This window comes from Spirosoma aerolatum (assembly GCF_002056795.1).
In the GTDB taxonomy this organism is placed as follows: domain Bacteria; phylum Bacteroidota; class Bacteroidia; order Cytophagales; family Spirosomataceae; genus Spirosoma; species Spirosoma aerolatum.
Window position 1 is genome coordinate 5,482,930 of sequence record NZ_CP020104.1, and the last position, 16,559, is coordinate 5,499,488.

The 16,559-nt window shown below is 49.0% G+C and carries 18 protein-coding genes; 9 read left to right on the forward strand and 9 right to left on the reverse strand.

All coding sequences use genetic code 11. The annotated features are described in order from the left end of the window. The first annotated feature begins 8 nt into the window (after positions 1-8). The gene (locus tag B5M13_RS22695) at positions 9-1,553 is read left to right on the forward strand and encodes a glucuronyl esterase domain-containing protein (RefSeq protein ID WP_080057844.1); all 1,545 of its coding nucleotides are present in this window, start codon (positions 9-11) and stop codon (positions 1,551-1,553) included. A gap of 247 nt (positions 1,554-1,800) precedes the next feature. Continuing rightward, the gene (locus B5M13_RS22700; RefSeq protein WP_080057845.1) at positions 1,801-2,121 is read left to right on the forward strand and encodes a hypothetical protein; all 321 of its coding nucleotides are present in this window, start codon (positions 1,801-1,803) and stop codon (positions 2,119-2,121) included. 4 nt (positions 2,122-2,125) lie between these two features. Here the strand turns inward: B5M13_RS22700 and B5M13_RS34240 are convergent, their stop codons facing one another. From B5M13_RS34240 to B5M13_RS22710, 3 genes are all read right to left on the reverse strand, one after another. Then, on the reverse strand, positions 2,126-2,713 hold the full coding sequence (locus tag B5M13_RS34240) for a DUF2306 domain-containing protein (RefSeq protein ID WP_317047016.1): 588 nt from the start codon (positions 2,711-2,713) through the stop codon (positions 2,126-2,128). Beyond that, the gene (locus B5M13_RS34245; protein ID WP_245859447.1) at positions 2,698-2,985 is read right to left on the reverse strand and encodes a hypothetical protein; all 288 of its coding nucleotides are present in this window, start codon (positions 2,983-2,985) and stop codon (positions 2,698-2,700) included. The genes B5M13_RS34240 and B5M13_RS34245 overlap by 16 nt, the downstream gene beginning before the upstream one ends. Before the next feature lie 121 nt (positions 2,986-3,106). Then, positions 3,107-3,700 (reverse strand): Crp/Fnr family transcriptional regulator, encoded by a 594-nt coding sequence (locus B5M13_RS22710; protein ID WP_080057846.1) that lies wholly within the window; start codon positions 3,698-3,700, stop codon positions 3,107-3,109. 195 nt (positions 3,701-3,895) lie between these two features. Here B5M13_RS22710 and B5M13_RS22715 point away from each other — a divergent pair, with 195 nt between their 5' ends. Together B5M13_RS22715 and B5M13_RS22720 are read left to right on the forward strand one after the other, a co-directional pair. Next, positions 3,896-4,312, forward strand: a complete 417-nt coding sequence (locus B5M13_RS22715; protein ID WP_080057847.1) for an OsmC family peroxiredoxin — start codon at positions 3,896-3,898, stop codon at positions 4,310-4,312. A gap of 167 nt (positions 4,313-4,479) precedes the next feature. Next, complete coding sequence (locus B5M13_RS22720) at positions 4,480-5,064, forward strand: hypothetical protein (protein ID WP_080057848.1); 585 nt, start codon at positions 4,480-4,482, stop codon at positions 5,062-5,064. Between the two features lie 71 nt (positions 5,065-5,135). Here the strand turns inward: B5M13_RS22720 and B5M13_RS34465 are convergent, their stop codons facing one another. Further along, entirely contained in the window at positions 5,136-5,258 is a 123-nt protein-coding gene (locus B5M13_RS34465) for a hypothetical protein (RefSeq protein WP_262508054.1), read from the reverse strand. 297 nt (positions 5,259-5,555) lie between these two features. On the opposite strand from B5M13_RS34465, the gene B5M13_RS22725 reads away from it, so the two are divergent. Then, positions 5,556-6,326, forward strand: a complete 771-nt coding sequence (locus B5M13_RS22725; protein ID WP_080057849.1) for a MerR family transcriptional regulator — start codon at positions 5,556-5,558, stop codon at positions 6,324-6,326. Positions 6,327-6,428: 102 nt separating this feature from the next. On the opposite strand, the gene B5M13_RS22730 is transcribed toward B5M13_RS22725, so the two are convergent. After that, positions 6,429-7,922 (reverse strand): sulfatase family protein, encoded by a 1,494-nt coding sequence (locus B5M13_RS22730; RefSeq protein ID WP_080057850.1) that lies wholly within the window; start codon positions 7,920-7,922, stop codon positions 6,429-6,431. A gap of 293 nt (positions 7,923-8,215) precedes the next feature. On the opposite strand from B5M13_RS22730, the gene B5M13_RS22735 reads away from it, so the two are divergent. Next, a complete protein-coding gene (locus tag B5M13_RS22735) occupies positions 8,216-11,098 on the forward strand; it encodes a sialate O-acetylesterase (RefSeq protein ID WP_080057851.1) in 2,883 nt (960 codons plus the stop codon). Positions 11,099-11,154: 56 nt separating this feature from the next. Here the strand turns inward: B5M13_RS22735 and galU are convergent, their stop codons facing one another. The 4 genes from galU to B5M13_RS22755 form a co-directional block, all read right to left on the reverse strand. Next, on the reverse strand, positions 11,155-12,021 hold the full coding sequence (galU, locus tag B5M13_RS22740; protein WP_080057852.1) for a UTP--glucose-1-phosphate uridylyltransferase GalU: 867 nt from the start codon (positions 12,019-12,021) through the stop codon (positions 11,155-11,157). Positions 12,022-12,106: 85 nt separating this feature from the next. Beyond that, positions 12,107-13,102 (reverse strand): mevalonate kinase family protein, encoded by a 996-nt coding sequence (locus tag B5M13_RS22745; RefSeq protein WP_080057853.1) that lies wholly within the window; start codon positions 13,100-13,102, stop codon positions 12,107-12,109. Positions 13,103-13,262: 160 nt separating this feature from the next. Beyond that, a complete protein-coding gene (locus B5M13_RS22750; RefSeq protein WP_080057854.1) occupies positions 13,263-13,739 on the reverse strand; it encodes a hypothetical protein in 477 nt (158 codons plus the stop codon). Between the two features lie 100 nt (positions 13,740-13,839). Further along, positions 13,840-14,208, reverse strand: coding sequence for a helix-turn-helix transcriptional regulator (locus B5M13_RS22755; protein ID WP_080057855.1), 369 nt, complete (start codon positions 14,206-14,208; stop codon positions 13,840-13,842). Positions 14,209-14,478: 270 nt separating this feature from the next. Between B5M13_RS22755 and B5M13_RS22760 the strand changes: the two genes are divergently transcribed. The 3 genes from B5M13_RS22760 to B5M13_RS22770 all read left to right on the forward strand — a co-directional run bounded on the left by B5M13_RS22760 (position 14,479) and on the right by B5M13_RS22770 (position 16,461). Further along, positions 14,479-15,117, forward strand: coding sequence for a hypothetical protein (locus B5M13_RS22760; protein ID WP_080057856.1), 639 nt, complete (start codon positions 14,479-14,481; stop codon positions 15,115-15,117). 111 nt (positions 15,118-15,228) lie between these two features. Further along, positions 15,229-15,999, forward strand: a complete 771-nt coding sequence (locus B5M13_RS22765; RefSeq protein ID WP_080057857.1) for a PD-(D/E)XK nuclease-like domain-containing protein — start codon at positions 15,229-15,231, stop codon at positions 15,997-15,999. Positions 16,000-16,113: 114 nt separating this feature from the next. Then, positions 16,114-16,461, forward strand: coding sequence for a hypothetical protein (locus B5M13_RS22770; protein WP_080057858.1), 348 nt, complete (start codon positions 16,114-16,116; stop codon positions 16,459-16,461). Positions 16,462-16,559: the final 98 nt, after the last annotated feature.

Genomic DNA, 16,559 nt, shown 5'->3' on the forward strand with positions numbered 1-16,559 from the left:
CTACCTATATGCCGAAACATCTGGCGCTAGTACTGTTGACAAGCCTCCCCTGCTGGGCCATCGCTCAACAAGTTGCCATCGATAGCAGCAAGTACCCTCCGCTGAAAACCATGACGGCCCAACAAGATCAGGCCAACATGATGCAGCAACTGGGCATCCGCAAATTAAGACCGGGCCCAAGTGGCAATGAATCAGACCCCAATCATGCCAATTACGACGAGTCGCAGGCGAATCCATGCCCACAACTACCCGATGTGCTTACCACTAAAAAAGGCAGGAAAGTAACAACCCCCGATCAGTGGTGGAGCGTTCGTCGTCCCGAAATCATTGAGGATTTCGAAAAGGAAATGTATGGTCGCATACCGGCCAACGTTCCTAAGGTTACCTGGACAACGAAAGTTACCGACAACGAATTTGTGGGCCGTATCCCTGTGCTTGCCCGGCACATGATTGGCCGGGTCGATAATAGCGAGTATCCGTTGATCAGTGTGAATATCAACATGGTACTGGTGTTGCCGCAAAACGTGAAAGGCCCCGTACCCGTCATGATCATGCTGGGCTTTCCGACCTTACCGGCACCGGCTCAGCCTTCGCTTCCTGAGCTGGAAAAGATCAATGCCGCTTTTAAGGACATGATGATCAAGAGCAACCCGGAGCTAAAAGCTATTTTCGATAAATACCCGGCTTACTCACCCATCACCCGACTGCCCGGCCCCAATTTCTTTGCCCCCGCCCCCAACGGCGACTCGCCCCCTACCGAGCAACTGCTGGCGGCTGGCTGGGGCTATTGCACCCTGGAACCGGGTAGTATCCAGGCCGACAACGGCGCGGGCCTTACCCGAGGCATTATTGGTCTGACCAATAAAGGCCAACCACGCAAACCAGAGGATTGGGGCGCCTTACGCGCCTGGGGCTGGGGGGCTTCACGGGTACTCGATTATCTGGAAACCGATCCGCTCGTAAACGCCAAACAGGTAGCGGTTGAGGGGGTTTCCCGCTATGGGAAAGCGGCCCTGGTGGCGATGGCCTTCGACCAGCGATTTGCGATGGTACTGATTGGTTCGTCCGGAAAAGGTGGTACTACGCTGCAACGGCGCGTTTTTGGAGAAGCCGTCGAAAGTCTGGCGGGTAGCGGTGAGTATCACTGGATGGCCGGAAATTATCTGAAATATGCCGCTTCTGAATCTTCGTCTGGCCCTAAAACCGGCTGCGATCTCCCGATCGACTCACACGAATTACTGGCGCTCTGTGCACCAAGGCCAACGTTTGTCAGTTACGGTATACCCGAAAAAGGCGATGCCAAATGGCTCGATCAGATGGGTAGTTACAAGGCAACCGTAGCGGCTGGGCCGGTTTTCCAACTTCTGGGTGCGAAAGACCTAAGTGCCAATAGTGAGTACAATAAAGACAGTATGCCACCCGTATTGACCGGCCTGATGAACGGCGAACTCGCGTGGCGGCAGCATAACGGCGGCCATACCGACGCGCCTAATTTCCAGTATTTTATTCCCTGGGCCAGTAAGCTGTTAAGGTATGAACGAGTGGCTAAATAACGATTCTGGCCTACCTATTATCAAGCCTATTAGGATCTTTAGCCTGTAACCGCCGATTTTGTCCTGCTGAGGTAGGAAGCATCTGAACGATTAAAAATGCTCAGGTAGCACTAACTTAAGATGTTTCGTTCTTCAGCAGGACAAGGTTGAGCCACTACATATGCGACAAATGATCAAATCGTATCTCCATATTTTTTAACTACTTCTCCTAAAAATAGTTATCCGTTTATACCTACTTTTCACCCGGATGACTATCGAACTTTACAACACCTCACTTACTGATTATTCAGCCCCCGTTGAATCGCCCATCTCCAACACAACGGGTGAACTTCCAGAACAAGAGCCTGCTCTTGACCTGGGCCATCTGCTCGGTAGTTTCGACTCGCGGGAAGAAGCGCTGGTATTTGTTGAGGAACAGGCTGCTAGCCAGCAACAGCTGGTTATGGATAGCCGGATTGTCAAATTTGATGCCTATACCCACGTCGAATTACTGACGGTAACGCTTCAGCATGCCGACCAGACAACGGCTATAAAAAACTATTACCTCGTTCTGGATGAAGGCTATTAAGCAATTAGGCAATGGATAAATACCGCAGAATAGCAGGTCCCCAGTAATACAGGGTAAAGTAGTACGTACCTAAACCTAGAAAGCCCATTGCCAGCAGGAGTACCAACGATGCCGACAGGCGAAGGATAGGCGACGCTTTATAGCGATCCGCACGGATAAACGCTTCGACTACCAGCAGATTGGGCAGATAAAAGAAAAAGTCCATAACGTAATCGAACCAGCCACTAAACGAGTGCGTGTGCCCCAGGCCGTCGGTCAGCAAAACCCAGAACCCATAATCCATACGATATAGCCAGGAGCCAATGGCCAATGCATACAACCGCAACGCCCAGGTCCGATGGGTATCAACACGCCCGGCTACGGCATGCCGATAGGTTTCAATTGCCGCCACAAACATCAGGACGCCATACAGTGCGAAGCCAATGCTCATGAAGGTTCCGCCAATTGTCCCTTTTATTCCAATAAAAATTAATCCACCCATAGCCGCCAGCAGCGAAGCCAGCACATAGCCACGGCCAATCCAGCGATGCACCGACGGAAACCGATTCCGGATAGCGTCGATCAGTTGAATACTTCCTAGTAGGAGAATAATCCCCCCATAGCAAAGTGCAGCCCTATTCCGGCCGTAGCCATCGTCGTGTTTCGTTCATATAATCGGGGCAACACCTCATTCCATCGGCTCATGTCGCCGTTGTATAAGGCAGCTGCGTAAAAGGCCAGGATATACAACCCAAATAAGGCAGCACTGGCCCAAACCATCACCACCAGCAAAATGCTGGTCCAACGCAGGGTGATTAAGCTTGAGGTTGCTAAACGAGACGGATTGGGCGAACGAACAGGCGCTTCAGTAGAGAGGTTTGTCATTGCTTTGACGAGTCGTTCTGGAAATTTAGCAGAAAAAGGTCTATTGCCTAAATTTAGAATTCATAGAACGAACCTCCAAACGTGCTGACGAGTTACTGGAAACGCCCACTGCTCTGGCCTCCTACTTCTGCGCTACCTGTGCCCGAATGCGGCTGAGCGACGGCCCCTTAATACCCAGATAGGACGAAATATGCCCCAACGATACCCGATTCAGAATATCCGGATAATTCGTCAATAAAGCTAAATACCGCTCCTCGGCCGATTGGGTCAGCAGACTCTCCGAACGGGTCTGATTGAACACAAAATACTGTTCGGCCAGCAAACGGCCGAAGCGCTCCCATCCGTGCGACTGTTCGTATAACTGCTGCAGATGGTCGTAGTCGATCACCAGCAACTCAGCATCTTCCAGCGCTTCAATCAAGTATGGGCAGGTGGTTTTCGTCAGCAGACTTTTTAGCGAAGTCAGAAAAGCGTATTCAGGAATAAAGTAGAGATTATGGTCCTGCTCGGTTCGGGGATCGATGTAGTAAACCCGAAAGATTCCCTTCAGAATAAATCCCACCTGCCGACATACCGAATTCCGAAAATTGAAATACTCATGTTTGGCGATGGTTCGGATAGTCCAGAACGGATCACCCAGCCTGAGATCATCGTCAGAAAGCTGAGCAAATTGTCGTAAAGACTGATGTAAGGTAGTGTGTTTCGTGGTGGGCATTGGCTATTCGTTACGTTCAATAGAACACTGATTTTTATTATGATTATGATTTACACAGATCATGACAAATCATAATCATCATAAAAATCAGTGTTCTATATTCTCTTTTTAACATAGGTGAAAAATTGGCAAAAAGTGCCTGTCTACCTTTGAGGCATCAAAAACAAATCACAAAACAAGTTAAAGCTTACTCTTATGAAAATCGTACGCAATGCCTCTGCTCACTGGACTGGAACCGGAAAAGATGGAAAAGGAGACCTGACTACCGCCAGCACGGTTCTGAACAAAACCCAATATTCGTTCAATACCCGATTTGCAGATGGAATCGGCACTAACCCTGAAGAACTGGTAGCGGCTGCCCACGCGGGTTGCTTCGCCATGCAACTGGCCTTCAACATTCAGCAGGCTGGTTTCGCAGCCGAATCGCTAGACGTAAGTTGTGCTATCACTCTTGAAGATGGTGGCATTTCCAGTTCAAAGTTGACGCTGACAGCCGCTGTTCCAGGCTTGGATAAAGCTAAATTCGACGAACTAGTCGACCATGCCGAACACAATTGCCCGATCTCGAAGCTGTTCAATACAACCATCAGCGTTGAGGCTACTTTGGCATAAGAATCGTATAGAACATAAACCGCGAGGACGCGCAGGCGCAGGGAAGTAATCAATACGTACTCTTTGCGTCTTCGCGTCCTCGCGGCTTTTCACATGAATCAGTAATTTACTGGCTATCAATACTTTTAAACTAAATACTAATCTGAGTATTAATACCCAATTGACTTATGACGTTACCCCCTAACCTCCTCAAAGCGCTCGACTGGACGGTCGAAACGATTCAATTCTGCAAAAAACATTTCGGGTTTATTTTCAGCCTGGGGCTGATTGCCGCTGTTGGACGAGCCATTCAACTGAAAGCGTTTGGACCGATCAGCCCTTTGTCGCATGGATTGCTGGAAATTGTTGTGGAGTCGGCCCGTATACTGATTTTCCTGTATGCACTGGGGCTCACCAATATAGGGGCCGGAGCTAAGCGGCTGATGCAGATCGTTTTTAATAAACAGAGCCGGAAACAAAACTGGCAGTTGGCAATTCAGAAACTTCGAACCAAGTGGGGGGCTTTACTGGTCAATTTAATCGCATTTTCGGTCATCGCCCTGCTGTTCAACAAGTTAATCGACCACATTGCTTACGAAACCTGTCTTTACATTACGTTGAAAGCCCGCGACCTGATTTCCGATCAATCGTCGGAGTGGGCAATCATTCTGTTCTTCAAGAATATTTCGGTGATTCCGTTCACCCTGATTTTCAACGCACTATTCTGCCTTTGGCTGGTCAATAGACTTCCCCGACCCGTTGTGACGAACTAACGCTTGCCTTTTCAACAGTTATCAAACCAGTTTGCCCTCTGGGCCGAACTGGTTTGATAACTGTTGGCTAATTAACGGGATTGCTGCATGGCTGCGCTGGCTTTATGCTGGGCTTTTAAACTACGAGCCATTAAGGAACCAATCATCAAGGATGACAGAATCAGACTGAGCAATAAGCAGTGTTTGAATTTCATGGTAGTTGTTGTTTACTGTTGGAAGGGAGGCTACAAAAATGACTGATCGGTCGGTCTGCTCCTATGACAAATTGATTAACCGTCGAATTTCGGGGATAAAACGCCCGAAAACAGCGATAAATCCCAAACACCTCGTTCTCCGATTTAGGTAACGCAGGTGGAAACCCGCGCAATGGGCCCAAATAGCGGGTTCCCACCTGCGTTATGTAAATCGGCGGTAAAAAATCAAACTTTTACTTGACTCTCCCCTTACGTCATAGCCTACATTTGCCAGGGTCAATCAAAGCACGTTTTTTTATGCGACACTATTCGGTCAATAAGCTGGCAAATCTGGCAGGTGTAAGTGTGTGCACACTCCATCATTACGACCGGGTGGGTCTATTAAAACCAGTAGTCCGTACCGAGGCTAAGTACCGACTGTATGGTGAAAAAGAACTGATCCGGCTACAGCAGATTCTGTTTTACAAAGAACTGGATTTCTCGCTTGACGAGATTCTGCATATTCTGGAAGATCCGGAATTCGACACGTTGAAAGCACTCGAAAGTCATAAACTAGCCCTTCAGGCCCAGCAATTTCGACTGTCAAAGCTGCTGCTGACGATTGATAAAACAATTTCAACTTTAAAAGGCAAACGAGTCATGGTAACCAACGAAGAGTTATACGAAGGTTTTCCCAAAGGCAGAGAGTACCGACAGGAAGCTATTGAAAAATACGGCCAAGAAGCCGTTGAAAGTAGTGAAGCCAAACTACAGCAAATGGGCAAGGCCGGTTTTGAGGAACTTAAAGCCGATCAGCAAGCTATTGCGCAGAAATTAACGGCAATGGTCGATCTGGACCCGACCAGCCTGGTGGTACAACAGCAGATAGCCCGGCATTATGCCAATATTCGGGGCTTCTGGGGAGAAGAAGTCTGCCAGTCGAAAGATATGGCAAAAGCGTATAAAGGGTTGGCTCAATTATACCTCGATGATGCCCGGTTTACGAGCCAGAACGGCACCGAAAACCCGGCCTATGGGGCCTTCCTCCACAACGCCATGGTCTACTTCGCCGACACACAGATTCAGTAAAAGTATAACACAGGGTCGGGGAGGGTACAGCGTTTATCGATACGTGAGTTGCATAAACTATTTTTTCTGTGTACTCTCCACGTCTCTGTGTTGAAACCTATATTATTCAAACTCCCATTTGCTTAGCCACGGATCATGGGTCTGTTTCTGAAACTGCTTTAGCTTAGTCTGCATCCGTTGACGTACCTCGCCATACTTCGGATTGGCAGCCAGATTGTGGATCTCGTCGGGATCGGTCTGTAGGTCATAAAGTTCAAAACGTGGACGATGCAAATAAGCGTCTACCGTTCGTTTTCCGTATACTTTTACCCCTTTCTTCAACCCTTCCTGCCACGTATAGGACCGATATAAATCGAGTGCCATTGGGTAAGGCAATTCGTGGGCCACATTGAAAATCAGCTTGTAGCGTCGTTCGCGGAGCACCCGCATGGGGTAATACATTGTGATTTCATGCAGCGAATGTGATGCATACACCTCGTCCCAGCCTGTCACCGACTCCTGCTCCACAATCGACCGGAACGAACGGCCATGTGTTGCAATCCTGCTCAGATCAACACCCGCAAAATCCAGCAATGTAGGCGTCACGTCGACCCACGAAACCATGGCATCCTGCACAAAACCACGCTTGCGCTGACTGGGGAGCTTTACGATGCAGGGCAACCGCATACCCGGTTCGTACAAGTTCGTTTTGGCTCCTGGAAAGGGAGCCCCGTTGTCCGACAGATAAACAATCAGGGTGTTATCGTACTGTCCCGTCTCTTTCAGATAATCTACCAACCGTCCAACGCCCTGATCGAGTCGACTAATGGCTTCATAGTATTGAGCCAGTTCCATCCGACAGGCTCGGTTATCGGGTAGATAAGCCGGAACGCTGACCTCGCGAGGTTGATAAAAATGATCGCCCACCTGCGGATACCCCCCCGGCCGATTCCCAAATACATTCGGTTTTGTACCGTCAAAAATGGGTGAGCCATCAGGAGCGATCGTATTGCTGCGGTGAGGGTCGTCGGTTGCAAAATACAGGAAGAATGGCTTATCTGATTCCTGCGCCATAAAATCATAACACGCCCGCGCCATCTCAACCGGACTACGGCCAATGGATGCAGGATCATTGACCTTTCCTGTACCAAGTATACGTTGAAAACGATAAACTGGCTCTGGCGCCACGTGGAGCTTCCCAATGCGGGCCGTGCGATAGCCGGCCTGCGCGAGCCAGACAGGTAAAGAACGTACTGTGTCGAACGAGCTAAAATGATGAGCCTGATGCTCTAGTCCATACATACCATTGGCATGATTATGGATACCGGTAAGTAATACAGACCGGCTAGGGCTGCAACTGGCTGTAGTACAAAAAGCATTCGAAAAACGCACACCATCGGTCGCTAATTGATCAATATGGGGCGTGCGTATGGACGTATTGCCATAACACCCTACCGCTTCGCGCCCATGATCGTCGGAAACAATCAGAACAATATTAGGTCGTCTGGTAGCCAGTGGCACCTGTTGACTGATTTCAGGGCTTGTTGTTAACTCCTGTGAAAGAAGCAAAGCTATTGACAGATAGCCGGTTAAGGCCAACTTAAACACAGCATCCATAAGTAAGAACGTAAGCGCTCATAATAATACCTTTTTCCTCGCATCTGCCCTAAACTCCTCTTGTATAATCAATCCAACTTCTTCGTCAATCAACACAAATGCATTATCGATCCTAAAAACAATAATTAATTCGATGTCTTTAGGCACACTATTTGTCACCGCATCCTATATCCTATCCATTTAATAGATTGTCTATGCGTTTACCTTTACAGAGGCTAGTATTTTTAATACTGGTAGTTTTTCCTTTTACCACCCTGTATGCCCAGCTCACGATTACGAGCCCGGTAACCAGAATGGTATTCCAGCGCAACTTAGCGAATAATGCCACTGTTACCATAACCGGCACGGCACCAACCAATGCCTCCCTGGTTGAGGCACGTTTTATACCCATATCATCCAGCCAGGGAACGCTCACCAACTGGTCATCCCTTTCATTTTTATCAGGTACATCCTCGTTCCGGGGTCAGGTAACAGTCAACGGTGGCTGGTACCGATTAGCAGTCCGGGCCAAAAATGGGTCGGTGGTTATAGCCGAAACACAGGTTGATCGGATAGGCGTAGGCGAGGTATTTGTAGTAGCGGGGCAATCGAACGTATACGGCGGCTTGCAGCGCGTAACGAGTTCGGTCGAGGATCGCGTATCCTGCGTCGATTTCCGGCAGGATAGCATCAGCGAGCAGCTTTTACCCTTACAATTCAGCAAAGTCAGTTATGGAAGCTCTATAGGTCCTAGTCAGCCTCCCCATTTATGGAGTACCCTCGGCGACAAACTGGTGCAACGTTTAAATGTTCCCGTTTTATTTCTGGGAGCAGCTCTGGGGGGCAGCAGCAGTAGCGAATGGCAGCAGGGTGCGACTGGAAATATGGGTACCACCACCAACTCGTCGGTTTATCGAAGGCTGGGAGAAGCCTTGCTGCATTATGTATCGCGTACAGGTGCCCGAGCCGTGTTGTGGCATCAGGGCGAAACCGATACGTACTATAACGTAAATGGTCAGACATATTACAACAATATTAATGCGGTCATTGAGAAAAGTCGACAGCAGGTAGGCTCGCAGCCACTGGCCTGGATGATCTCACGCGTGAGCTTTAATAATTATCAGACCAATGCCGGCATTATTTCGGCTCAGAACCAACTCATTGCCAATATACCCAACGCGTTTCCTGGCCCAGCCAGCGACAGTATTATAGGCACGGCAAACCGGCCGGATGGCATTCACATGAAAGGTCCAGGCCTGGTCCGATTTACTAATAGTTGGGATCAGGCACTGACAACTGCATTTTTTCAGAATGCAGTCCCTTTCATGCCAAACGACCCTGGTGCTTTGATTACCACCGGATACACCTTGCCCCTTCTTCGTCGGCAGGGTGATACACTGGCCGTCGCATCACTCCGTAGTAACCCGTATCAGCCATCCAATCAATATGTTGCTCAGATCATTCGGGCCAGCGATGGAACAGTGGTTGCCGAGTCCTCCCCAACGCAGGACAACCCGATTCTAATAAAGATTCCTTCCAGCCTACCTAATAGCCAATACCGGGTCAGAACCCGTTCAACGAACCCAGTAATTCTGGGAACTCTTAGTGAACCGTTTACAATCCAGCAATCGGCCGCTCCTGCTGCGCTGCTGCGTGTATTACGTCAGCCTGTCATGGGAGGTACACCCCCCGATGCCATTCGGCGGGTGTCGTATAAATACGATTCCTATACACATGGTTTCTTTGCTATGGTGGAATCGACAGCATCCGTTGAGGTGAAACTTGAACGCATTGATGGGGGAACATTCACCGATACCGGCTGGTATCTAGCTCCACCAAGCTCGCAGGCACCCGACTATGAAGAATTTGCCAATTTTACGTACGTCCGCAATTATCCTCCCCAGGCAGTCGGGGTTGGTGGAGTCACGCCCGGCAAATACCGATACTCGATACGATTACAGGGCAATACGAGCCAGGTGATGTGGTTCGATATTACATTTATTGATGCCCGCCAAATCTTGTACCAAAAAGAACCGACTACCGTTATCCAGCCTCTCCTAACGCTAAGTAATACCCCGGCTACACCTGCTTGCCTTACCAATCCGCTTACTGTATCCATCGACGTTGTTGACGGTCCTAAAGATGGCATTTACAGTGTTCGTTTATCGGACCCAACCGGTTCCTTTGCCAATGAAACGACAATCAGCAACGTTACAGCTACCGGGCCCTTCACCGTTACGCTGTCGCCCCAGTTAACCTCGGGCAGCCAATACCGCATCCGGGTAGTTACCAGCAATCCAAACCTGGCAACGTTACCCAGTCAGCCATTTGCAATCTGTAATGAGGCCGACCTCTCTATTTCAATGAGCCTTAGTAGTCGTAGTCCGACTGTTAACCAGCCCGTTACCCTTACCCTAGTACTCAACAACGACGGGCCGGGCGTTGTTGATAATGTTACTCTGCGAAGTTTACTTCCGGCAGGTATGGAGTTTGTCAATGCGGTTGATGCAGGCATTCAGGCCACTGGCGATACAGTTCGGATCAATTCGGGGAGAGTCGACGCTGGCACCAGTCTGCCCTTTGCTTTTCGAATCAAGCCCAGGCAGGCGGGTACGTTCCTGACATCAGCTCAGATTATGACCAGTACCCATCGTGATCCCGACAGCCAGCCGGGGTCGGGTACGGGCGATGGGCAGGATGATGAAGCTACCGTCGATTTACGGACGCCTGAACAGAGTGATGCCATAAGTATTTCACCGAATCCCAATCAGGTTCCATTGCCTACCGTACAATCGAACCAACCTCCTACAGATCCAACAAAAGCCGATCTGAGTTTAGCTATTGTTAGTGACCAACTGGTCGTGCAACCGAATCAGGTAGCCAAGTTTACGTTTATTGTCACGAACAGTGGTGGAGCAATGGCTAACAATGTAACGTTGAAAACACTCCTGCCTTCAGGCTGGCAATTGGCCGTTACAACCGGCTTGACCATCAATGGACAGTCAGTTACGGCCAACATAGGGCCAATCGCTGCAGGCAATAAAGGGACTATGTCGCTGTTTGTTCAGGTACCCAATTCAGGAACAATACAGGGTCAGGTATTGAGTGTTACTCCATTGGACCCCGACTCGACACCAGGCAATGGGTACACCAATGGTGAGGACGACGAAGCAATAGTCAGTGTGCGGGTAAGGTGAAAAATAAAAAGGAGCGATATGTACACACATCGCTCCTTTTTATACCTTTCTTTCGGTTATTCCTTCGCCAAAATCTCTTCTAAAAAGGCCCGGAACTTGTCGGCAAATTCGGGACGCTTCAAGGCAAATTCGACGGTTGTTTTCAGAAAATCGAGCTTGTTACCAATGTCGTGCCGCTTTCCTTCGATGCAATGAGCGTACAGGTTCTCCCGCTTCAACAGCAGCAGCATGGCATCGGTCAACTGAATTTCGTTGTTCTTACCAGCTGGCGTCTGCTCCAGCATGGTAAAAATTTCGGGCGTCAGAATATACCGACCCGCAATCGCCAGATTGGATGGCGCATCGCTGATGGAAGGCTTCTCAACCAGTGTATTTAGTTCCAGAATACGGTCGCTCAAGTATTTACCACCGACAATTCCATAGCGATTTACCTTATCATGCGGCACTTCTTCTACCGCTATCACCGAGCCGCCATACTGCGCGTAGGTATCGATTAATTGCTGCGTTACCGGAATTACCGAATCCATGATAGTATCGCCCAGCAACACAGCAAACGGCTCATTACCAACGTGATGTTTAGCATAGCGTATTGCATCGCCCAGACCATTCAGTTCCCGTTGCCGTACATAATGCAGAGTAGCCATGTCGGACAGACGGCGCATTTCATCGAGTAGCAACTGGTCCTCTTTTTCTTCCAAACGCGCTTCCAGCTCATGGTTGCGATCAAAATGGTCTTCAATGGCACGTTTGCCTTTGCCTGTAATAATCAGGATGTCTTCAATACCCGAATCAACGGCCTCCTGCACCACATACTGAATGGTTGGTCGGTCAATGATAGGCAACATTTCTTTAGGCTGTGCCTTGGTCGCTGGTAAAAACCGGGTCCCAAATCCGGCAGCAGGAATAACGGCTTTCTTTATCATTTTTAAAGAGCGAAAGAGCGAAAGAGCGAAAGAGTGGCCGACGCGAGAATCCTTCGCTCTTTCATTCTTTCGCTCTTTCGCCAATTTATACTACATATGGCTTAATCACGCGGGCGTTGATTTTCTTCAGGGATACAAATAAGCGGTTCAGCATGGCGTCGTCGCGGTAGAGGCCGATAATGGAACCACCCGAACCCGTAAACGAAGCCGATGCCCCACAGGAGCGGGCCGTTTCGATCAGGCTGCGGTTCCGATCGCTGATGTTATAAATCTGAGCCCGCAAATCAAAATTACGGTTGACCAATGCATTCAGTGCCTCAGCATCACGCTGTAGCATCGCTTCACGGCCCTGGCGGGCTACATCAGCAATGGCGCTCATGGTTTCGACCACAATAGGTTCACCTTTAAGCCAGCGCGATTTGACATCGTTATGCACCTGTCCCGACTGTTTACCCAGATCGGTATTGTAGGCAATATATAACCTGGGGAGCAGCCGGGAATCAAGCGGTTCGTAGGCACCATGTCCCTGCTGCTCCATAATGGCTTTGTCGAAGTTCATATAAACACAGCCTTCGTAACACTGAATAACCCGATCCTGTAAACCCGCTGTTATGCCCAACTCGTCGGTTTCGGTAGCCAGCACCAGGTTAGGTAACACAGGCAGAGGAATTTCGACGTTGTAAAACTGCATCAGCGCCCGGAACGTCGCAACGATAATGGCGCTGGACCCAGATAAACCCACCTGCCGGGGGATAGAAGTGTTATAGCGGATCGAAAAGTTCTGATTAGGAAGCCGGATATTCTCTTTTTCGCAGTATTCCGCGAACTTCTTGATAGCCGCTTTCAGGAGGGGAACCCCGCCATGATAACCCAGCATACTGACCGAATCGCGCAGATGGTGAAGGCTCCGAAAAACGTTCGTATCCTGTGGCTGCGGTTCAATATGAAGTTCGGGCGACGGATAAAGCGTTACAGACGCTCCGAAGTTACGAACAGAAATAGCAATGGTTTTACCAAAGAATCCATCGGACGGGTTACCGAGCAATCCCGCCCGGGCATAAGCACGGGTTTCGATCAGCAAGACAGGAAGCGGCTACGGGCCGCCATTTTAATCAAACAATTGACCGACAAGTTTACGAAAGATTCCTAGTAAAAACCGTCCTGTATGTACCGAAACCTACTAAAAAAAGTGACCAGTTTATTAACTGGCCACTCGGTAACTAGGCATTGTAGTAAAACGATTATGATTTACTCACATCCGTTTTGTTTTTATCATCGTATCCAATGTGATGGGGATCATAACCCTCATTCGGGTTGTCGCCCTCTTCCAGATAGGTCGCATCGGCCCGGTGCAGGAGCGCATCATCAGAAGGATTTTCAGCCACCTCGCTCAATTTGCTGGCCGCTTCATCGCTCATCATATGCCCTTTGGGTACGTCCGAAATAGCGTCGGCATCGACGTCCCATTCCTGCGTACCGCCAAGGCTTTCGTTATGCGGTTCGCCAGCGCGTCCGACGCCGAGGTTCGCTTCGCGGGTATCGTGCGTCAGATGCATGTTTTCGCTGTCCATATCCATGCCCGAGGTCGAATCTTTGTAGGCGTTCGTTCCTACCCCCTCTGATTCACGGCCAAAGTCGGACGTACCATGCTGGTTGGGATCTTTTGAATAATAATCAGGATCTACTTTTTCGGGGTCGAATGGTGATGTAGTTGCCATAACGTTACGTGTTTTTTAGCTATAACCCGAAATGGAGGAAGGTTGTTTAGCAAGCCTAAAGCAGAAGCAACTCATTTCCTTCACCCTTTGCCCCAAGTACTTACCCCTCTGCCCTATGCGCTCTTAGCTCGGCCAGTAGCTCATCATTTGTTTGTTGAAGCAGGGCCACGCGCTCATTGAGCTGAAAAAGCAGGAACTCAACATTACGTAGTCGTTCTTCGGTTGTGATGGCTGCCGACGGTGAGCTAAGTGTCTTAAACATCAGCCCTTCACCCCGCAGAAGCCAGTCGCCGTTCACCTGCGGAAAAGCAATCAGAATTTTTTCGAGCGTATCGAACCGGGGCTTCAATCGACCATGCAGGATGTGGTATACTTTTTCGCCCCGATTCTCACCCAGTTTACGAGAAAATTCGAGCACGCTAATATCTAGTGTATCAATAAGTTGCTGCAAGCGTAGGTGGATGGTCATAAAAAAATAAAAATCTTAAAAAATTAGTACTTGGGCGAGGAGTGATCACCAGGAGTTGAGACTGCGAGCTTTTCTCTCCCATTACTCACTCCTCACGCTCGATGCTACCGATGCTACATATTACTCTGTAAAATAATCACAAAAACGCGAAAAAATGCCTTTGTTAATTACACAAAACTATGTATATTTAAGTCTTAAATGGAACCCCCAGAAAAGGCAAAAGGGACCGCAACACGGGTCCCCTGCTTGAACAGTAAACAACAAATACTAATGAACACACAAAACAAAAACCAACTTTCGACAATTCAAAGCGGTACCCCCCTTAAACCGTATCAAAAAATTCACGAATTGACTGGTGAAGTGGTAAATAAGTACAAATATTTGGAAGGACACCCCCGTCAGTACCGGTTCGATGCCAAAGAAGGTGTGTTCAACATCAACGGAACCGAGAAGTTGGGCCGTACCCTTACCTTTCAACCTATTGCCTGGCGGATCTTCACCGACAACATCCTGAACATGGGAACCAAGAACTGGGCCGAGATCTTTTTCATCGATGAAAACAATTGTGTCTCAGCGGTCCTTTTTCATGGCTATTCCGTCGATAATATCTTCCGTCTGATTGAACCGCTCTATTACGACGATCTTACGCTGGCCGATGTAGTGGTTACGGCGGTTGCCGAAAAGAAGGAATACACCAAGTCGCAGCCGAAGGGTGTGTATTACATTGCCACGTTCTCTTATAAGAACGGCGATCCCGAAAAAACGGCTGAACTGAAGCAATTTGCCCAGGATGTCAAAATATTCCGCCAGGAAACGCTGACCGATATTGCCAATATCAAAACGGCGATGAACTATTACAACCCATTTCTGAACCCAATCGACGAGCACGAGTTATTGCCAATTGGTTAGGTTCCCAAAAAGGTGGTGTAGTGCGAATGAGCATAGTAGGCTATAAGCTGTCGCTCAATCCACTATACCACCTTTCAGCTAGTCCACATACTCAATTTAGATCCATCTAGTATGCTTAGTCAATCTGTTGGCGCTGGTGATCATTATCGCTCGATCATGCGCGTGTCGAACTCCGACCTGACACGCCTGAAAGAAGAACATCTGGGTTATTGGTCTACGCCATCGGCCCGGTTTATTTCGGAGAAAACGAAAGTGTTTGGACGGGCCTTTCATCAGCACTTGCTTGAACCTGAATCCGTCGGTACGGTGATTGCCCAGCTCCTGCCCGATTTAATTGATCCAGCCAGTCAATTACCCACCGACGAACTGGCTCCGGCACAAAGCAAACAGCTACAAACGCTCATGAAGACCATCCGGCAGGATACGTTTTGCCGACGGTATTTACGGCTTTCAGAGCGTGAACGCATTATTTTATCGACAGACCCCGCAACAGGTATAGCCTGCAAAGCGCGACTCGACATGGTATATACTAGTCCCAAACGACGCAATGCACTGATCATCGACCTTAAAACAACGTCGGCCCGGTCGCAGGCTCAGTTTCTGGAATCCTGCTACACCTACGATTACGATCGGCAGGCTGCCTTTTACATCGACAGCCTTCGCCACGCCGACAATCGGGAGTGGGCCAGTACGCGTCAGTTTCGATTTGTGTTCATTGGCATCATGAAACAACGCCCTCACCGGCTGTTTGCCGTCGATGCGAGTTCCATACCCGGTTTTCTGGACTATGGCCGAAAAAAATACCGTTTCTGGCTTCGCAAATGGCGGGAAGAGCAGCAGACTTTACCCCTGATAACATCCGCCTGGAGTATGAGTGCCTAAAATGGTGTATGGTATTCTGTTTACGATTAGGGCGGCTGAAGCGTGAATCATTCCTGCGTTAGCCACCACAAACCGTAGACAGAATACCGCAGAACCGAAAACCAATAAAACGTTATGAACGCTTCAATAATCAACCTGACACCTACTCCACTCCACTTCGACTGGGGTACCGATGGTCTGGTCCTCTGGATTGAGGAACTGGATGGTACCGACAGCCTGACCACTCAGATGGATGAAGTGATGGAGCGTATTGGCTTTGCCATTGAATTACAAACTGGCTGGGACCATCGTACCGACAGTAACACGTTACATCCGCTTTATGGGTACCGACTTTTATTGCGGGATGCGTCGGGCTGCTGGAATGCCATCAAGACCGACGAAACCGGCCATTTTGCGGGACTGATTCCGCTTCAGGAAATGGACTACGAAATCGCCTACGAAAAAGTAATGTGGATGGATTAATGAACCAGTCATTTCCAACGTAAAGACCGACCTTCTGTACAGGCCGGTCTTTTTATTTTCTGAAAAGCTTCGGCTAAACTCGTTTCAGGCATTGATAT